General features: G+C 71.8%; 17 protein-coding genes. 1 reads left to right on the forward strand and 16 read right to left on the reverse strand.

What is annotated here, in order from left to right; genetic code table 11:
• Positions 1-31: 31 nt before the first annotated feature.
• From GWK61_RS25590 to GWK61_RS25665, 16 genes are all read right to left on the reverse strand, one after another.
• The gene (locus tag GWK61_RS25590) at positions 32-1,102 is read right to left on the reverse strand and encodes a hypothetical protein (protein WP_194912008.1); all 1,071 of its coding nucleotides are present in this window, start codon (positions 1,100-1,102) and stop codon (positions 32-34) included.
• Between the two features lie 225 nt (positions 1,103-1,327).
• Positions 1,328-2,260: a hypothetical protein gene (locus GWK61_RS25595; RefSeq protein WP_194912009.1), complete on the reverse strand. Its 933-nt coding sequence runs from the start codon at positions 2,258-2,260 to the stop codon at positions 1,328-1,330.
• Positions 2,260-2,958: a hypothetical protein gene (locus tag GWK61_RS25600; protein WP_194912010.1), complete on the reverse strand. Its 699-nt coding sequence runs from the start codon at positions 2,956-2,958 to the stop codon at positions 2,260-2,262. The genes GWK61_RS25595 and GWK61_RS25600 overlap by 1 nt, the downstream gene beginning before the upstream one ends.
• A 109-nt stretch (positions 2,959-3,067) precedes the next feature.
• Complete coding sequence (locus GWK61_RS25605; protein WP_194912011.1) at positions 3,068-6,169, reverse strand: BTAD domain-containing putative transcriptional regulator; 3,102 nt, start codon at positions 6,167-6,169, stop codon at positions 3,068-3,070.
• A gap of 26 nt (positions 6,170-6,195) precedes the next feature.
• Positions 6,196-6,717, reverse strand: a complete 522-nt coding sequence (locus GWK61_RS25610) for a TadE/TadG family type IV pilus assembly protein (protein ID WP_194912012.1) — start codon at positions 6,715-6,717, stop codon at positions 6,196-6,198.
• Positions 6,717-7,472, reverse strand: a complete 756-nt coding sequence (locus tag GWK61_RS25615; RefSeq protein ID WP_194912013.1) for a TadE family protein — start codon at positions 7,470-7,472, stop codon at positions 6,717-6,719. The genes GWK61_RS25610 and GWK61_RS25615 overlap by 1 nt, the downstream gene beginning before the upstream one ends.
• Positions 7,469-7,951, reverse strand: a complete 483-nt coding sequence (locus GWK61_RS25620; RefSeq protein WP_194912014.1) for a TadE/TadG family type IV pilus assembly protein — start codon at positions 7,949-7,951, stop codon at positions 7,469-7,471. The genes GWK61_RS25615 and GWK61_RS25620 overlap by 4 nt, the downstream gene beginning before the upstream one ends.
• A gap of 9 nt (positions 7,952-7,960) precedes the next feature.
• Positions 7,961-8,344 carry a Flp family type IVb pilin gene (locus tag GWK61_RS25625; RefSeq protein ID WP_194912016.1) on the reverse strand — a complete coding sequence of 128 codons (384 nt, stop codon included), beginning with the start codon at positions 8,342-8,344 and terminating at the stop codon, positions 7,961-7,963.
• A gap of 13 nt (positions 8,345-8,357) precedes the next feature.
• Entirely contained in the window at positions 8,358-9,278 is a 921-nt protein-coding gene (locus GWK61_RS25630; protein ID WP_194912018.1) for a type II secretion system F family protein, read from the reverse strand.
• A complete protein-coding gene (locus GWK61_RS25635; RefSeq protein ID WP_194912020.1) occupies positions 9,275-10,177 on the reverse strand; it encodes a type II secretion system F family protein in 903 nt (300 codons plus the stop codon). Before GWK61_RS25635 ends, GWK61_RS25630 begins: the two co-directional genes overlap by 4 nt.
• Before the next feature lie 5 nt (positions 10,178-10,182).
• A complete protein-coding gene (locus GWK61_RS25640; RefSeq protein WP_194912021.1) occupies positions 10,183-11,511 on the reverse strand; it encodes a TadA family conjugal transfer-associated ATPase in 1,329 nt (442 codons plus the stop codon).
• Positions 11,511-12,776 carry a hypothetical protein gene (locus tag GWK61_RS25645; protein ID WP_194912023.1) on the reverse strand — a complete coding sequence of 422 codons (1,266 nt, stop codon included), beginning with the start codon at positions 12,774-12,776 and terminating at the stop codon, positions 11,511-11,513. Before GWK61_RS25645 ends, GWK61_RS25640 begins: the two co-directional genes overlap by 1 nt.
• Positions 12,777-12,789: 13 nt before the next feature.
• Positions 12,790-13,482, reverse strand: coding sequence for a hypothetical protein (locus GWK61_RS25650; RefSeq protein WP_194912025.1), 693 nt, complete (start codon positions 13,480-13,482; stop codon positions 12,790-12,792).
• 321 nt (positions 13,483-13,803) lie between these two features.
• Positions 13,804-14,553, reverse strand: coding sequence for a response regulator transcription factor (locus tag GWK61_RS25655; protein WP_194912026.1), 750 nt, complete (start codon positions 14,551-14,553; stop codon positions 13,804-13,806).
• A gap of 135 nt (positions 14,554-14,688) precedes the next feature.
• On the reverse strand, positions 14,689-15,369 hold the full coding sequence (locus GWK61_RS25660; RefSeq protein ID WP_194912027.1) for a response regulator: 681 nt from the start codon (positions 15,367-15,369) through the stop codon (positions 14,689-14,691).
• Positions 15,366-16,988, reverse strand: coding sequence for a sensor histidine kinase (locus GWK61_RS25665; RefSeq protein WP_194912028.1), 1,623 nt, complete (start codon positions 16,986-16,988; stop codon positions 15,366-15,368). Before GWK61_RS25665 ends, GWK61_RS25660 begins: the two co-directional genes overlap by 4 nt.
• A 189-nt stretch (positions 16,989-17,177) precedes the next feature.
• Between GWK61_RS25665 and dctA the strand changes: the two genes are divergently transcribed.
• Entirely contained in the window at positions 17,178-18,503 is a 1,326-nt protein-coding gene (gene dctA / locus GWK61_RS25670; RefSeq protein ID WP_194912029.1) for a C4-dicarboxylate transporter DctA, read from the forward strand.
• Positions 18,504-18,579: the final 76 nt, after the last annotated feature.

Consider the following 18,579-nt stretch of genomic DNA (forward strand, 5'->3'; position numbering starts at 1 on the left):
GGGTGCGGTCGGGGGAGCGGCTTTCCGGCTGTCAGGGTTCTTTCCGGAAGAAGTCCCGCAATGCCCCGCCGACGCAGGCCACGATGATCAGGACCCCGACGGCGACCACGATCCCGGCCGCCGCACCGTGCATCGAGAACTCCCGCGGCACCGCCGTCACGAAGGCGCCCGTGAGCGCGCCGACCATCGCCAGCGCGAGGTTGAAGGGTGTGCGGCCGTTGATCTGACGCCTGCCGGCCGCCGGGTCGAAGCCCGGGCGCCGACCGCGCGGGCCGAGGCCGGTGCCGCCAGTGCTCCCGGGACCCCCGGCGCTCCCAGCACCGCCGGCGCCACGGCCGGCGCCGCCGCCGCGCGCCCCCGAACCCTGCCCAGTGCCCCAGCGGCCCCTGGTGCCGCCAGCGCCCCGGCCACTTCCAGCACCCCCGGCAGGCCACGCATAAGGATCAGGATCCGGCGCCGGCGACTCCACCAACCGCTGCCCGCTCAGCGTCCGGAACATCTGCCCCCGGCTCAGCGTCCCGGCGTCGATCACCCGCACCGCCTCCGGCGGCGCCAGCTCCTGCACCGCCCGGTACACCGCGTCCAGCGCCGCGGACCCGTCGGCCTTCCGCGCCGGCTTCACGATCAGCAGCAAGGCCGGAACGCTGTCCGGGAAGAGCGTCCACGCCGCCGTGATCCGCCCCGCACCGGCCGGCCGGGCGGCCCGCCGGATCCCGGCGAGGTAGGCGGTCACATGCGGCGGCGGTAAGTGGAAGGCGGCATCGGACTCCGTCCCGTACGGGATCGGCCGCGGCCGCAGCTGGTCCACCGTCGCCGCCGAGACCACCACCGGGTCCGCCGAGGCCTTGTCCACCACCAGCCCGTGGTGCTCCGGCACCAGCGCCAGCACGGCGTCCGCCGCCCCCGGCGCCACCGGCCGCGCACCCCCGGGAGCGTCCGCGAGGTCGATGCTGGCCAGCGTGGACGCCACGACGTAGATCCCGGTCCCCACCTCCGGATCCCGCACCACGACCGGCGCGCCGCCGCGCGTGGTCCACACCGTCAGCCGTGCCAGCGGGACCGGCGGCTCGGGGCGCCAGAGGCGCTCGCCCGCTGCGCTCACGCCGGCTCCCTTCGGTCCCCTCGCCCCGTCCGGTGGACGGCGGCTGTAACAGTGATATCAGGGGTGGCCAGGACTACGCGCGCGGGGCTGCACCAGGGGGCTGCACAAGCGGCGGCAGCACCCGGGGGAGCAAAGGCAAGCCCGGGAAGCGCGAATCGCCCGCGTGCCGTCAGACGGTGTCATCAGACGGCGACGCGGGCGATCCTCCAGCCGAGTCCGACCGGCTCAGCCGTTGGTGCTCTGCCCCTCGGTGATCAGGATCGTCGTCGTGTTCGGCTGGCTCGTGATGGTCTGCGGCGGGGCCGGGGCGCCGTTCTGCGAGATGACCAGCGTCCAGGTCGTCGACACCGAGATGGTGTACGTCCCCGGCGCCGTGAACTGGAACCCGCACTTCGGGTCCGGCGAAGCGGCCGCGCCCTTGTCCGGGGTGTATTCGTTGTCTGATGTGCAGTGCACAGGCGTGCCCGGCGCGGCCTGGTCGCCCAGCTTGATCTGCCAGTCCGCGGAGACGAACGTCCGCGTCCCCACCACGTTCCCCGCGGACCGGGTCTGCGTGGAGGTGTCCAGGGCCTTGCTCCAGAACCAGATGTTCTGGTTCACGAAGCCGTCCTTCCCCGCGCCGCCGGGCGGCGCCATCCCCAGGTCCGGCTTGTTGATCTGCAGCTCGTTCGTGATCCGCTCCACCGGATTCGGCCCGGCGCAGTATCCGACGCAGGGACCGACGATCTCCGCCGCGCCGACCAGCGTCGGCGGGATGTGGTCGCAGTCCGCCCACTGCATGCGGTTGGTCGAGGGGTCGCTGCTGCCCCAGATCGGGTCGTTGGTGGCCGGCTGCGGATCGACCGGCGTGATGTAGCACCCGCCGCTGAACGACCAGATGCCGATGTCGCACTGGTAGGTCTTGCCGTTCCAGACGATGGTGCCTGCGGAGTTGCAGTCGATGTTGACGCCGTTCCCGTTGCCGCCGCCACCCCCGCCGCCCTTCGAGCCGTCGATCTCGCAGATGGTCTGGCCGTCGCGGGTCGAGACGATGGCGGTGCAGCCGCTGGTGTCGCCGGTACCGGCCGCGTGTACGGGGCGGGGGGCGGCAGACGTGGCGACCACCATCGCGGCGGTCAGGGCGAACACCGTGACCGCCGCGGTCAGCAGCCGTCTCATCACACTGAACATGGCGTGGTCTCCGGAGTCACGGCGTTGACGCGCCACTTGCCGTCAGCACCTCGGTGGACCTTGTAGATGTCCGGGGTCGGGGTCTTCGGGGCGAGGGCGAGGATCTGGCCCTTCTTCGGCCCGTACGAGCTGTACATCGGGAACTTCGTGTCGTCCGTGCACGTCGTGACCGTCACGATCGGCGGGGTCCCGCCGTCCTTCGTGACCCCGGTGACCCTGACGATCTCCGGCCCGCGCGAGATCAGGTCGTCGTGGCGCTCCTGGGTGACGAAGTTGTTCGCCAGGGACAGCACGTTGCCGTCGGCGTAGCCGACGAGGTTGTTGTCGTACTGGACCTTGATCGCCATCTGGTAGGAGATCGCCGCGTAGTTCTGGAAGGCCTTCAACGCCGCCGCGATGTCGGCGTCGCCGGGGACCGAGGCGGAGTAGGACCACTCGCCGCTCGACGACGCGACGCTCGTCGGCGCCGGGGCCGCGGAACTGCTGCTCGCTGCGGAGCTCGCGGAGCTGGAGGTGCTACCGGAAGCGCCGGTCGGGGTAGCCGAGGAACTGGTGGACGGGCTCCCGGTGGCACTCCCGCCGACGGGCCCGAGAACGGCAGGCTTCTGTGCGCTGGAACAACCAGCCAGCAGCAGACAAGCCCCGAACGCCCCCACGAGGCCCTTGTATACCGTGTCCCGCTTCATGAGCACCATCCCTGCGTTCCCCCAAGTCATCCCGTTGCAGTCATCCCGTTGTGGCGCCTCGGCCGCCGTTTCAGAGTCCGGACCCGTCCCGGCCCAGACGTCTACCGCCCTAGACGCCTACCGCCACGGCCCCGTGTCCCTCGCGCCAGCTCGGCAGCAGTTCGTCCACCAGCGCTTCGGTCCTCGGGTGCAGACCGCGTTCGCCGTGGATCGCCCGGGTCTGCTCCTCGACCGTCGCTATCACCTCGCGCAGCCGCTGCTCGTCGCCGGTGGCGTGGGTCGCGCGCAGCAGGGCGCGGCACAGTTCCTCGTCGGAGGGCGAGCCGCGCATCCCGCTGCGGACCGCGTCGATCGCGCCCTCGGCGTCGCCGAGCGACAGCCGCAGTTCGCACAGTTCGACCGCGGTGTCCGCGATCAGCGCGGGCACCTCGGCCTCCACCGACTCGTACGCCAGCCAGCCGTAGCGGCTTGCATCGCGGTGTGCCAGCAGCGGTCCGCGGACCAGCCCGAGGGCCTGGCCGAGGACCTGGTCGCGGTTCTTCGCGTCCTGATACCGCGGGTCGGCGTCCGCCAGCGCGCGCATGTTCTTGAACATCTCCCAGTCGCTGCGCACGCTCTGCGAGACGGTCAAACGGCCGTCGGGCAGGGTCACCAGGTTCGGGGAGCCGTCCGGGGCCACGCCGAGCCAGGTGCCCATGCGGTGCAGGACCTGGTCGCCGACCTCGTTACTGGCGCCGCGCGGGAACAGCGCCGAGGTGAGCACCCGGGGATGGACGCCGTCGCGGTGCAGCATCAGGAAGGTCAGCGCTTCGGCGGCCTGGTCGACGCGGTCCTCGTCGAGGTCGCCGTAGGCGCCGGTGATCTCCAGGTTGCCCAGCAGGCGCACCGAGACCGTCGGCGTCAGGCGCAGCTGCGCCTCCAGGACCGCGGCCTCGGCGGTCAGCGGCAGGATCGGTTCGCCGTCGAGGTCGCGGGTGGCCTCGAAGAGCGCCAGGACCGACCGGTACTGGTCGTCGGGCAGGCGCTGGGCCGCCACGTCCAGGTCGAGCGCCGGGAGTCGGAACCGGCCGGCGGCGTCGACGGTGGCCTTCCAGGTGGCGCCCGGGACGTCGCCGGCGATCAGGTAGCCGATGCCCACGCGCGACGGGTCGCCGACGACGGCGGCCAGGCGGGCCGCGGTCGGGCCGGAGACCGGGGCGGCGCTGATGATGAAGTGCGGGGGCCAGCCCGCGCCGCCGACCATGCCCAGGCGGCCGCCCAGCACCGAGTCCAGACCGGCCTCGGACAGGCCGCGGCGGCGTTCGGCGAGTTCGGTCTCCAGACCCGGGAGTACTTCCTCCAGGGACTGCGTCTGGTGCACGCGGCCCGGGGCCAGCGTCGTCAGGTCGCCGGCGAAGCCCACGAGCGTCACCGTCATCTTGTCCGACCAGGTGTTGGTCAGCAGCTCCACGGCCATCGCGGCGAGCACCGCGCGGCGCATGGCGTCGTCGCCGCCGACCGAGATCACGCCGCACGAGGCTTCCAGGTCCAGCAGTACGCGGGTGGCCGCGTCCGGGCCGACCGCGCCGACCGTCACCAGCCCCGGACACGGCGCCACGGCCGCCTCCATGACGCGCTTGGCGACCGTGCCGACGTCGGTGCGGGCCACCCACCAGGCGAGCCCGTCCGGCCGGGTGTGCCAGGGCTGCGGGGCGGCCGGCGCCGGCTCCGCGAGCCGGAGTTCGAGGCCTGATCCGGTCAGGTTCGCCAGCTGCACCGCAGGCAGCGGCCGGCCGGCGGTGGCCAGCGACGCCGACAGCTCGCGTAGCGCCTGGTTCAGGAAGCGCACGTCAGCCATCCCGGCGCCGAGCCGGATCGCTTCCTCCGCGCCCGCGGCGTCGCCGGGGCCGGACAGGCGTCGGCCGGCGGCGCGGTTCCACAGCTGGCGGGTCCGGTTGCGGGTCAGCGCACCGAGCAGTCCGGCGGCCAGCAGCGGCGCGGAGACCAGTTCCAGGGGCAGGCGGTAGGGCGACTGGTCGCCGGCCGGGGTCTGCTCGTGGTGGGCCGAGGTGTTCGTGGGCGTCGGTGTAGTCGAGGTCTGATGCGGTGCCTGCTGTGTCGGGTGGGTCTGCGGGTTCTGCGACAGGTCGCCGACGATGATCTGGATCGCGTCCGAACGCTTCCCCGGGCCGTCGTCGGTCACGGCGGCCAGGTTCATCGTCTGTTCCGACGCGGAGACGTCGTTGTCCGACGCGTCCAGCGCGCCGGCTGGGGCGCCCTGCTGGTGCGGAGATCGGCCGGTGTCCATCGGCGTCTGCGCCTGCGTCTGTGGGTGCGCCTGCGCCTGAACCGGTGCCGCCGGATCGCCGACCAGATCCCCGCCGACCGCGTCGGCCGGCATCTCCAGGATCCAGCCCGGCCGGATCAGCGACGCCTTCGTCAGCGTCGAGCCGTCCGGCTGCACCCGGTCCTTGTTGAGCTCGTAGATCTCCTGGTACCTGCGGCCGTCGCCGAGGTGCCGCTGCGCGATCTCCCACAGCGAGTCGTGGTGCCGGCCGGCCGGGGGTTGCACGCGGTAGAACTTCGTCGCGCCCTTCACCGGGGTGGCCTTCAGGTCGGTCGCGGTGCGGGCGTCGATGTTCGTCGCGGTGCGGGCGGCCGGGCCCGAGGGCATCGGGGCGTCGGCGCGGGTTCCCTGTTGCAGGACCTGGGTCACGGCGACCGGCGCGCGGTGCGGGCCGTCGTCGGGGGTGCGGCCGAGCGAGGACAGGCCGGGGGCGAAGGACGCGGCGGAGGCGGTGATCAGCAGGACCGCGGCGACCAGCTGGCGGGCCAGGATCTGGCTGCCGCCGGACAGCGGCACGTGGCCGGGCATCCCGATGCCGCGCGCGGCGGCCAGCGCCTCGACCAGCACGCACGCCGAGAACTGCGCCCACGCCAGCCAGACCAGGATCGCCAGCACGTTGGTGAAGGTCTTGGTGTCGATCGTGGCGTTGAGCAGGCCGCCGGAGGGCATCTTGTGCGGCAGGGGCCAGCCGACGAAGTACGCCAGGGCCAGCGGCACGCCGATCACCAGCGCCAGCAACGCCAGCAGCGCCGCCAGGCCGGTGACGACGTCCGCGGCGCTGCGCTGCCGCTTCAGCGCGACCGGAGTCTGCTGCGCCTGGGCCTGCGCGAGGCCTGGCGGCGGCCCCTGCGGCGCGAGGTACTGCCGGTCCGAATCGTGCACCATGCGTCCGCGCCCCCTTTCCTGCTCTGCTACTTCGGGATGACCGGTGTCGCAGATCCCGTCCCGGTGACAGTACTGTCACCTTTGAGGGCGAAACCGACGAAGAGTGGCTTGTACTGCATTTGTAGTGTGACCGTTATCCGGGGATTGACGTACAGGTTTTGTGGCGTCGGATTCCCGGTGACTTGGCACGATGTGATCGTGGTGTTTGATATCTGGTTGTCAATCAGGTACTGCTGCGCGTCCGGGACGCAGTCCCCGGTCTTCGGGTCGACGTTGACCTTGATGCCGGGGTCCTCGCCTTTCGGCCCGCGCGCGTTGTACGTCTTGAGCCAGCCCTGGTCGATGTCCTGCGCGACCCTCCGCGCCGCCTGGTCGGCGTAGTCCGAGGCCTGGGTGCGGTCGGAGATCAGCAGGCCGACGTCGACCAGGAACGCCATCAGCAGCACCACGACCGGCGCCCAGATGACCACGGCCATGGCCAGCGATCCGCGGTCGTCGCGCAGGTTCTCGCGCAGGTTCTTCCGCAGCGTGTCCAGACGGCTCCCCATCAGTGCCCCGCAGCCTTGGTTGGCGAGGTGGTCGGCGAGGTCTTGGGGGGCGTGGTCGAGGGCTTGGTCGAAGGCGTGGTCGAGGTGCCGGTGCCCGTGCCCGTGCCGGTCGGCGTCGGCGGACTCGGCGGCGGCGTCGTACCGGTCGGCGCCGTGGGTGTCGGGTTCGTCGGGGTCGGCGGACCGCCGATCGTGGTGGTGATCACGCCGCTCGTCGGCAGGGACGACGGGGGCAGCCAGGTCGGCGCCGAGAACTGGGTGCTCGACGGACTCGGCGACGTCGTGGTGGGCTGCGGCCCCGGCGGGGTGGAAGTCGGCACCGGCCCGGGATGGAAGTTCTGCAGCGGGTCGATCGGCGCGGCGAAGGTCTGGTTGAACGTCTGGTGCGCGCCGAACACGCCGAACCCGGACATGTCCACGGTGCACGCGACCGTCACCTTGTAGTAGCCGCCGCCGTTCGCCGCCGGCGGGACGTAGGCGCTGGTCACGGTGGCAGAGCCCTGACACCGCTTGCCGAGGTCGGCGTCGGCCGCCGCCTGCGCCTGGGCTATCGCGTCCTGGCCGGTGCCCTGCAGCGATCCGGCGCGGGCGGCGTCGCGGGCCGCGCCCTCGACCTCGCTGCGCACGTTGACCATCACGCCGAGCGCGACGATGAGCAGGATCAGCATCACGATCAGCGGCGCCATCAGCACGACCTCGACCGAGGACACCCCGCCGTCACGGGCGCGGACGGGGCCGCGGGCGCGGCGGCTCACGGGTGCCTCACCGGCTGCTCCAGCGGGCCGCCGGCGTGCACGTCGATGGTCAGGCCGAAGCCGGGGAACACCGAGGGCACGTCCGAGTGCAGGTTCACGGTGACCAGCGAGATCTTGCAGTCGGCGTTCAGTCCCGGGTCCAGCGTGAAGCCGGCCTTCACCACCGGCTTGAGGATCAGCTGTCCGCCGAGGTTCTGCGCCCGGGACACCGCGGCGTTCACCGCGTCCTGCTGCCAGGTGCCGGTTGTGGAGTCACAGCCCTTCGAGGCCGCCTCCTCGCGCGCCGTCCGGGCCCCGTCCTGCACCGCGGCCGTCGCGGCCTGCTTGGCGAACAGGAACAACGCGAACTGCACCGTCAGCATCAACAGCAGGAAGAGCAGCGGAGTGAGGACGACGAACTCGATCGCGGTCATGCCGCGGTCGTCGCGCAGCGACCGTCTGCCGCGCGACTCCGTCTCGTCCTGCACCCCGTGTGTCATGGACGCTCGCTACTTGGCGCAGCCGTTGCCGCCGGTGGTTCCGCTGGTGGTGCCGCCGGTGTTCCCGCCGTTGCCGCCGCCGGTGACGCTGACGTTGGTGCCGGCGTTGTTGATCTGGTTGCAGGCGTCGTTGGCCTTGCCGGAGATCGCCTTGCTGATGCCGTAGCCCACACCGGCCACGATCGCCACCACGATGCCGGTGATGACGACCCACTCGACGGCTGACGCGCCGCGGTCGGAGGCCTTGCGGGGCGCGGCGGCGACGTTCTCCGTCATCGCCGCGGCGGTGTCGCAGGGCTCTATGACAGAGCCCTGCGACGTCGCGACCACGTGCTGCCACGGCTGTACCGGGAACAGCTGCGCGTACTCGGTTCTGATGACCTGAGCCTTCATCTTCGTATTTCTCCTAGATAGAGCCCATGACCCGGGCCATCGCCGGGTACAGGAGGAAAACCATGAAGCCCGCGCACAGCAGCATCTGCGCCACGAGCATGGACTGGGACTTCGCGCCGGCCGCGCCCTCGATCTCGGACAGCTCGCGGTGCCGCATCGTCTCGGCGCGCGCCGACAGCGACTCGCGGACCTTCGCACCGTCCTCGGCGACCAGCGCCAGCGCGGCTCCCAGGTCCTTGAGCTCGTCGATGTCCAGGGCGTCGCCCAGCTGGGACAGCGCGTTCCACTGCGAGATGCCGGTGACCCGGGCGTCGGTGAGCGCGTCGCGGATCCGGCGCAGCGCCCAGCCGTCGGAGACCTCGGCCGCCGCCATCAGCGCCTCGGGCAGGCCGCGGCCGCCGGCCAGGTTCATCGCCACCAGGTCGAGGTAGGCGCCGAGCACGCGGCGGAAGTCGCGGCGCTTCTCGGCGGCCTGGCCCTTGACCTCCAGGTCCGGCAGCAGGAAGAAGACCGCGCCGAACAGCAGCGCCAGCCACACCGGGATGGTCGGCGTCAGGTGCAGGCCGATGATGTAGAAGGCGGCGAAGACGAACGGGCCGAAGATGACGCCGAACGCCGCCAGCAGCAGCTTGGTCGCCAGGAACTGCTCCACCGAGCGGTCCAGGATCGCCAGGTCCGCGCGCAGCGAGCGGATCTGCCAGCCCTGGCGGATGTAGAACTCGTTGACCGACGTGCCGAGCTCGTCGCGCAGCCGGGCCAGGCGCTTGGGCGGAGCCTGCTCCTGCTGGGAGGTGTACGCGAACGAGGTCTGCTGCCGCAGCGCGTCGATGCGCGCGATCGAGGCCATCGGGTCCGGCTTGCCCGGCATCAGGGCCCTGATCAGCAGGAACAGGCCCAGCCCGACCAGCGCGCCGGCCAGCACTTGGTAGGTCACCGCTGCTCACCGCCGCGCTGCTCGGGGACCTGCGGGCTGTGCGCGCGCTGCAGGAAGCGCGCCGGGGTCTCGATCGAGGACAGCTTGCGCAGCCAGAAGAAGCCGGCCGCGAACAGCGCGATCACCCCCAGTAGCACCAGCTGGCCGGTGGCCGTGCTGTAGGGCTGCACGAAGGACTTGTTGAAGACCGCCAGGCCCAGCACCACCGCGACCGACACCCCCACCACGATCTGCACGCTGCGCCGGGTCGAGCTGCGCTGCGCCATGACGCGCTGGCGCATGTCGACCTCCTCGCGCGAGGACTGCGCGAGCGCGCCGAGCACTTCGCGCAGGCCCGGCCCGCGCAGCCGGGAGTTCAGGATCAGCGCGGCGATGACCAGGTCGGCCGAGGCGTCGTCCATGTCGTCGGCGAAGTACTCCAGCGCCTGCGGCATCGGCATGCGGGCGCGCAGCCGGTCGACCAGCGTGTGCAGGTTCTCGCGGATCGCCGGGGACGCGGCGCGCGCCGTGGCCGGGATCGCCTGCTCCAGGCCGACCGCGCCGGCGATGGTGTCGCGCAGGCTCTCGGTCCAGGCGGCCAGCGCCTCCACCCGGGCCAGCGCGGCGCGCTCGGCGGCCAGCCCGCCGAACATCTGGTTCCAGAAGAAGACCAGGACGCCGGAGGCGATCGCGGCGGTCGGCCAGCGCGTCGCGGCCAGCACCACGGCCCCGACCACCACGGCGACCGCGCCGCGCGTCGACAGGAACCTGATGACGTCGGCGGCCGTCCGCTGCCGCTCCTGCTGCGGCTTGGCGGGGAAGCCGCGGATCGCCGCGATCAGCAGGGCGAGGCCGCCGCCGATCGCCGCGCCGATGCCGAGCGCGGCGAACGTGGTGGGGTTGAACACCGCGGAGTCCACGGGCGTCACCTCCATCCGGGGGCGTGGGGGGCCGGCAGGGGACCGGTGTAGCCGACCTGTGCGAGGTCTTCCATGCAGGCGATCGGTGCGTGTGCGACGGCGCGGCCGTCCGGGCCCTCGGCGAAGATCTCCGAGGACAGCACGCGGCCGTCGATGCCGTTCACCTCGCGGACCGAGGTCACCATGCGCTGCAGCGTGCCGCCGTGGTGGTAGGCGTTGCGGCGGGTGATGAAGACCACGAAGTTGATGGCGCCGGCGATCAGCATCTGGCTGGCCTCGACCGGCAGCCGCTCGCGCGACTGCAGGGCGTAGGTGGAGATGCGGTTGAAGACCTCCAGCGAGGAGTTCGCGTGGATGGTGCTCAGCGAACCGTCGTTGCCCTGCGACATGGCGTTCAGCATGGTGACGATCTCGTCGCCCAGCACCTCGCCGACGATGACGCGCGAGGGGTTCATCCGCAGGCTGCGACGCACCAGCTCGGCCATCGACACGGCGCCGTGGCCCTCGGAGTTCGGCAGCCGCTCCTCGAACGCGACGACGTTCGGATGCAGCTCCGGGAACTGGTCGAGCCCGAGCTCCAGAGCCCGCTCCACGGTGATCAGGCGCTCGTGCCCGGGGATCTCGTTGGCCAGCGCGCGCAGCAGCGTGGTCTTCCCGGCGTTGGTGGACCCGGCGATCATGATGTTCTTCCGCGCCGCGACCGCCGCCCGCAGGAAGCCGCCGAGCTCCGGCAGCACGGTCCCGTTGTTCTCCAGATCGCGCAGGAACACCTTGCCCAGCCGCGCACGCCGGATGGACAGCGCCGGCCGGCGCGTGACGTCCATGACCGCCGAAAGCCGCGAGCCGTCGGGCAGCCGCAGGTCCAACTGCGGATTCGCGGTGTCGAAAGGCCGCGACGACAGGCCGGAGTAGGCGCCGAGCACCTGAATGAGCTCGATCAGCTCCTCATCGGTGTCGGCGACCGGCTCGCCCTCGGCCTCGCGGCCGTCGGCGAAGCCGATGAAGACGCGGTCGCAGCCGTTGATGTCGATGTTCTCGATGTCGGTATCGTCGAGCAGAGGCTGCAGGCGGCCGACCCCGTAGAGCGCGGCGTGCACGGCGGCCGCGAGCGCTTCCTCCTCCATGGCGTTGGGAGGAGTACGGCCGTAGGTGATCTCGGCGCGCGCGTGATCCTCCAACGCCTGCGCCACCAGCGCCCGCGCGTACTGGCGCTCGTCCTCGCCGGTCATCGGGGGCAGCCGCGAGGCCTGGTCGGCGCGGCGCTGCTCGGCGAGCCGGTCGCCGACGTCCTGGCGGAGGCGTTTGACGAGGCCGTGGTCGATGGGGGAGGCCATCAGCGCTGACCTTCCTCTTCTTGCGGCGGGCGGGCGCGGTGGCCGTGGCGGCCGGGCGCGATGTCGGGTTCGCTCGCGTCCTGGTAGGGCAGGTTGCCGGGGCGCGGATCGGGGCCGCCGCCGAGGGTCACCGAGGTGAAGCCTTCGTGAGCCGAGGTCGGCGGCTTCGGGGGCTGCTCGCTGGGCCAGACCGCGGGCTGCGTCTGGGTGTCGCGGCGGAACATCGGCGGCTTTGCGGTCGGCGTCGGAGGTGCCGGTTGTGCTGGTTGTGTCGGCTGTGCCGACGGCGCGTATCCGTTGACCGGTGCGGTCTGAGGCGGCGGCATGGGTGGCGCGTACTGCTGCTGCGGCTGCATCGGCTGCATCGGCTGCATCGGCTGCATCGGTTGCATTGGCGGCGCGGCGTACTGCTGCTGCGGCCCGGGTATCGGCTGCCCGGGCGGCATCATGGGCGCCCCGCCCTGCGGTATCGCAGCTCCCTGCGAAGGCGTCGCGAACCGCCGGTACAGGTCCAGCGCCACCTCCCGCGTCGAGCGGATCAGCAGCGTGCGGTCCAGGCGGCCCCGGCCGCGGCCGTTGATCAGGTCCGCGCCGTCCGGGTCGTCGGCGATCGTGCCGATCACCTTCACCGGCAGGCCGCTGTTGCGCATGAGTTCGTCCACCTGTGCCGTGACGCGGGCGCGCTGCTTCGGGTCGACGATCAGCACCACGCCGATCGGGACGCCTAAGCCTCCGCCGGCGGTCGCGGTGCCGCCGCCGACGCGCTGGAGCAGCGACAGCGCTCGGTCGCGGACGTGCGCGATCTGCTCCGCCGAGGTGCGGGCGACGAGGACCACGAGCGCCGCGGTGGCCATCAGGTCCAGGGCCGGGCCGGCGGCGTCGACGCGGCCGCAGTCGGCGATCACGTCCGCCTCCGGCAGTGCGTCGAAGGCGCGGCCGAGCGCCGGCCACAGGCCCGCCAGGCCCGCCGACTGGTCGCCGGTGGCCAGGCCCACCACCAGTTCCAGGCCGCCGTGCATGCGCTGGATGTGCTGTTCGAGCTGGTGCGGGGTCAGGCCGTGGCGCGCGGTGGTGGCCAGCGAGAGCATGCCGATGTTGGGGTTCAGCGGGGAGCCGCTCTCGGCCGGGGTGCGGTACACCAGGTCGCCGCCGGCCGGGTCGCACTCGGCCAGCACGGCGCGGCGCGGCCACACGCCGGCCAGGGCCACCGCGGTCGTGGTGACGCCGGGGGAGCCCTTGTCGGAGGCCAGGACTATCAGGGACATGGGGTGGGCTGCCTCACCCGAAGGTCTTGGTGAGCATCAGGTCGGCGGCGTTCGCGACCGTCAGCACCTTGTCGGTGGGCACGGCGATGGTCGCGGTGATGGTCTCCGCGTCGTCCCGGTTCACCAGCGTCACGGTGCCCTGCGCGACCCAGTTCGCGGTGGCGTTCTGGCCGTTCTGGCCCGCGGTCACGGTGTCGGTGTAGAGCGTGAACTTGTCGCCGAGGTACATCTGGCCGGTCGGGTAGTGGCCCTGCTTGACCTGGATGCCCATCAGGGTGGTGCCGGGGGCCTGGCCGGCCGAGTTGCCGGACTGGTCGGTGACCATGTCGGTGGTCACCAGCGAGCCCTTGACCAGAGTGTTGTACGTGGTCCGGCCCTGCAGGATCGAGCTGAACTGGCTCCACGGCACGTAGTTGATGCTGTTGTCCTTGGCGACGCTGGTCTCCACGAATTGGCTCGCGTCCAGCTTCGACCCGGCCGCGATCGTGGCGGGTCCCACGCGGACCACTGACACCCGGTTCCCGGACTTCGTCACCAGGATCATCGTCGCCAGCGCCCCGGCCAGAATGAGCAGCACGGCCAGAGCCGCCAACGCCGGCTTGCGCTCCCGCGGAGCGGTGGGCAGCCGGTTGGCCGCGACCGCACGGCCGCCGCCGAAGGCCGCGCCCGTCGCCGGGGCGCCCGGAATCGTTCGGTCCTTGCTCACAGCTGTCTTCCCCGTCTACGCGTCAGGCCGCATCGCAGGGCGCCGAGACTGAGGAGACCCCCGGAGCGATGCGGCATTGGACGGTTCGCCATCCCCCTGCGAGCGGCTATCGTAACCGCCTTTCAGGGCGCCCGGGGAGGGGCGTTTTGTGATTTCTCCCGGTTCGGACGCGGTCGTCCGGCGGTTCTCGTGACCGAATCGTCACCGGAAGTGGCGACGGCCGCCGTGACGTCGGGGTGTCCCGAGCCACGGCGGCCGTCGTGCTGTCGATCGTCGACGTCGCAGTCGTTGCCCAATCGCAATAGTGCGCTTGAAATGCCCTTATGCCGCCACCACTGTCCGCTCGCGGCCCGCAGCTTCCTCCCGCAGCTGCCGCACCGCCTCCGAACTCAGGCGCAGGAACGACTCCGGCGTCACCAGCCGGTACCCGACGCCGCGCACCGTGGCGATCATGCCGGGCAGCGCGAGCTTCGAGCGCAGCGAGGCGATGTGCACCTCCAGCGACCGCTCGGCGCCGTCCCAGCCGGCCGGCCACAGCCGGGCTATCAGCTGGTCGCGGGCCAGCACGGTGCCGGCCTGCCGGGCCAGGACCACCAGCAGCTGGTACTCCTTGGGACGCAGGGCGACGCGCTGGCCGTTGACCGTGACCGTCCGCGAGTCCTCCGCGACCACCAGGGGTCCGGCGACGATGCGGCGCGGCGGCCCGGGGGTCAGGGGTGGTCGTGGTGGGGCCACGGCCAACCGCAGACGCGCGGCCAGTTCCTGCAGTCCGAAAGGCTGGACCACGTAGTCGTCTATTCCGTTGTCGTGGCCGCGCAGCCACGCGCCCATGTCGACGCGGTGGGTGACGGCGATGATCGGGGCCTGCAGCTCGGTGCGCAGCCGGCGGCAGAACGCCAGCACTTCGCGATCGACGATGCCGCATTCCAGCAGCACCACGTCCGGCAGCCGCCGCAGCGGCCCGGCCCCCGTGACGTCGGCGGCGTCCAGCACGTCGAACCCCAGCGCGGCCAATCCGCCGCTGAGGGTCCGGCTGCGCCGCCGACCCAGTCCGGTGATGAGAACTCGCATACGCCCCACTGTCCGCCGCCGGGCTCACCATTTGCTCAACGTCGGATAGACGGGCTTGTCAACGGGGGTGCGGCGGCCCTTGAATGGATGCTGACGAATGCCCTGAGGGAACGTTCACACCCCCGGGCGACGCCCTCAGCCGGACCACTGATAGACGGTTTCCGGACGCCCGGGCCCGCCGTAGCGCGGCTGTCCCGAGACCAGCCGCCGAGCTGTCAGGTATTCGAGATACCGGCGAGTGGTCGGCGCGCTCACCCCGGCCCGCTCCGCGAGTTCGGCGGCGGTCAGCGGCGAGGCCGCCTTCAGGATCCCGACGAGCGCCGCCAGGGTGCTGTCCGACAGCCCCTTCGGCAGCTGCGCCGGCCGCGGCGACCGCAGCCCGTCGAGCATCCGGTCCAGCTCGTCCTGTTGCAGCGAGTCGGAGTTGGCGTCGGCGGACTCGGTGGCACGCCGGAACTCCGCGTACGCCTCCAGCCGGGCGCGGAACGTCGAGAACTGGAACGGTTTGATCAGGTACTGCACAATCCCCAGCGACACCGCGGCCCGCACCGTCGCCAGATCCCGGGCCGAGGTCACGGCGATCACGTCGGTCGCGTCGCCCCGGGCCCGCAGCGTGCGGCACAGGTCGATGCCGGTCATGTCCGGGAGGTACACGTCCAGCAGCACCAGGTCCACGTCCCGCGCGGCCAGCACGCGCAGTGCGTCGGCGCCGGTCCGGGCCACGTCCGCGACCTCGAAACCGGGGACCCGCTCCACGTAGACCCGGTGCGCCGCAGCCAGGACCGGATCGTCCTCCACCACCAGAGTGCGGATCACCGCTCGGCCCTTCTAGGGATCCGGACCTCGACCACCGCGCCGCCGCCTTCCGCCTCGGACACCGAGACCGTCCCGCCGTGCCGCTTCACGATCTGCGCCACCAGGGCGAGCCCCAGACCGCGCCCGGCCTCGGCCTTGGTGGTGAATCCGCGCACGAACACGTCCTCGCGCAACTCCGGGGCGATGCCCGGGCCGTTGTCGGCGACCTGGACGCGCAGGCCCGAGGCGTCGTCGGAGAGCTCGATCCAGACCTGCTTGGCCGCGGCGCCCCCGTAGTCGCTCTCGTGCCCGCCCTCATACCCGCCGACCGCTTCCAGCGCGTTGTCGATCAGGTTGCCGACCAGCGTCACCGCGTCGGTCACCGGCAGCGGCAGGTCCCGCACCGCCGTCACGTCCCCGACGCCGAGCTCGATCCCGCGCTCCCGGGCCTGCGCGACCTTCCCCAGCACCAGCGCGGCCAGCACCGGCTCCTCGACCGCGGTCAACAGCCGGTCGACGAGCTCCTGCTGGGCCGCCAGCTCGCCGGTCGCGAAGCGCACCGCCTCGCCCGGCCGGTCCAGCTCGATCAGCGTCACCACGGTGTGCAGCCGGTTCGCCGCCTCGTGGTTGGAGGCGCGCAGCGCTTCGGCGAAGCCGCGCACCGAGGCCAGCTCGTCGGTCAGCGCCTGCAGCTCCGTGCGGTCCCGCAGCGTCACCACGGTGCCCAGGTCGCGTCCGGCGCGCCGGGCCGTCGACTGGTTGACCGTGACCACCCGGTTGTCGGTGAGGTGGATCCCGTCGGCCACGTCCGCGCCGCCGGCCAGCACCGCGCCGAGCGAGCCGTCCACGCCGAGCTCGGCCGGCGTGCGGCCGGCGCGCGCGTCCGGCAGGTCCAGCAGCCGCACCGCCTCGTCGTTGGCGAGGATGAGCCGGCCCGCGGGGTCCAGCAGGAGCAGGCCTTCGCGCATCGCGTGCATCACCGCGTCGTGGTGCTCGTACAGCTCGGCCAGCGCGACCGGGCCCAGGCCGCGGGTCTGCCGCCGCACCCGGCGGCCGACCGCGTACGCCCCGAGGACCGCCAGCGCCAGCGCCGCGGCCGATATCCCGATCACCAGCGGCAGCTGCTGCCCGAACAGGGAGCTGAGCCGGTGCTGGGTGATGCCGACCGAGACCAGGCCGATGATCGCGCCGCCGTGCTGGGGATCGCGGATCGGCACCACCGAGCGCACCGACGGGCCCAGCGAGCCCGAGTAGTCCTCGGTGAACGACGTCCCGGCCACCGCCGGCGCGATGTGTCCGACGAAGGTCTTGCCGATCAGGGCCGGGTTCGGGTGCGTGAAGCGGACGCCGGCGGTGGTCATCACCACCACGAAATCGACGCCGGCCTGCTGCTCCAGCGCGGTGGTCTCGGGCTGGAGCGGGACGGTCGGGTTCGCCGTGTGCAGCGCGGCGATCGTGGACGGTGCGCCGGCCAGGGCCTCGGCGGTGGAGAGCACCTGGCGCCGGGCGCCGTCGTGCTCGGTGGCGTGGGCCTGCAGGACGGCGGCGGTGGAGCCGGCCGCCGTGAGCAGCAGCACCAGCACGCACTGCATGAGCAGTACCTGGGTGGCGATGCTGAACCGGCTCCGCAGACGACGCATGCCCCGCAGTGTCCCCGACTAATCGGATTCGGCAAAGGCGAACACCGAGATCACGTGATGTCTCAGTAACGCGTGGGAGCTGTGCGCGTAATGCGCGTAACCACGAAAGTGATCTGTGACCTGCCCCACAGTGAACGGCGTCCGTCAGCCGTAAAGGCCGTTAACCCGGCCGTCTCTGGGGAGCGACCAATGTCCGAAACCTCTTCGCCACCGACGACGCGCCGTCGCTGGTACCGCCAGCTCTACGTCTGGGTCCTGGTCGGCATAGCCGCCGGCATCGCCCTCGGAGCCGCCGCGCCCGGCGTGGCCACCCAGCTGCAGCCGCTCGGCGACAGCTTCGTGAACCTGATCCGGATGGTCATCACCCCGGTGATCTTCGTGACCGTGGTGACCGGGATCGCCGGCGTGGGCCGGCTGCGCGAGGTGGGCCGGGTCGGGATCAGGTCCCTGATCTACTTCGAGGTGCTGTCCACGGTCGCGCTGGCGATCGGGCTGCTGGTGATGGACGTGCTGCGGCCCGGGGCCGGGGTGCACGCCAAGGTGCCCAAGGCCACCGGGACGGCCGCGGACTACATCAAGACCGGCCAGACCCAGACCGCCTGGCACTACCTGACCGACATGGTGCCGAACAGCCTCGTCGGCGCGTTCAGCACCGGCAGCGTGCTGCAGGTGCTGGTGATCGCGGTGCTGGTGGCGGTGGCCATCAAGCTGGTCGGCGCGCCGGCCGAGCCGGTGGCGCGCGGAATCGAGGTGATCGGCAAGGTCCTGTTCAAAGTGCTGGGGATCGTCATGTACGCCGCCCCGGTCGGCGCGTTCGGCGCGATGTCGTTCACCGTCGGCAAGTACGGCCTGCACACGCTGACCAGCCTGGGCAAGCTGATCGCGATCTTCTACGGCACCTCGGCGCTGTTCGTCGTGGTGGTGCTCGGCGCGGTCGCGGCGACCCAGCACGTCAACATCCTCAAGCTGGTCCGGTACATCGCGCCGGAGCTGCTGGTGGTGCTCGGCACCTCCTCCAGCGAGAGCGTGCTGCCGCGGATCATGGACAAGATGGAGCAGGCCGGGGTGCGGCGGGACGTGGTCGGGCTGACCGTGCCGGCCGGGTACTCGTTCAACCTGGACGGCACCTGCATCTACCTGACGCTCGGCGCGCTCTACATCGCGCAGGCGCTGGACGTGCACCTGTCGTTCGCTCAGCAGGTGACGATCCTCGGCGTCCTGCTGCTGACCTCCAAGGGCGCGGCCGGCGTCACCGGCAGCGGGTTCATCGTGCTGGCCGCGACGCTGTCCACGGTCGGGACCATCCCGGTCGCCGGCATCATGCTGATCTTCGGGATCGACAAGTTCATGAGCGAGTGCAGAGCCCTGACAAACCTGTGCGGAACGGCCGTCGGCACCATCGTCATCGCGGGCTGGGAGGACGCTTTGGACCGCGAACGGCTCTCCGCGCAGCTCAACGGGGGTGGGGACGGGTCCCCGGAACCGGTTACAAGCGGCGTCGCAATCCCGGCATAACGGGGCAGAATCCCAGGGAAACCGCTGGTGAGGGCCTTGGGGGCGGTTGCCAACGGCGACGTCCCGGTGGCAGTCT

This window comes from Catenulispora rubra (assembly GCF_015356825.1).
Taxonomy (GTDB): domain Bacteria; phylum Actinomycetota; class Actinomycetes; order Streptomycetales; family Catenulisporaceae; genus Catenulispora; species Catenulispora rubra.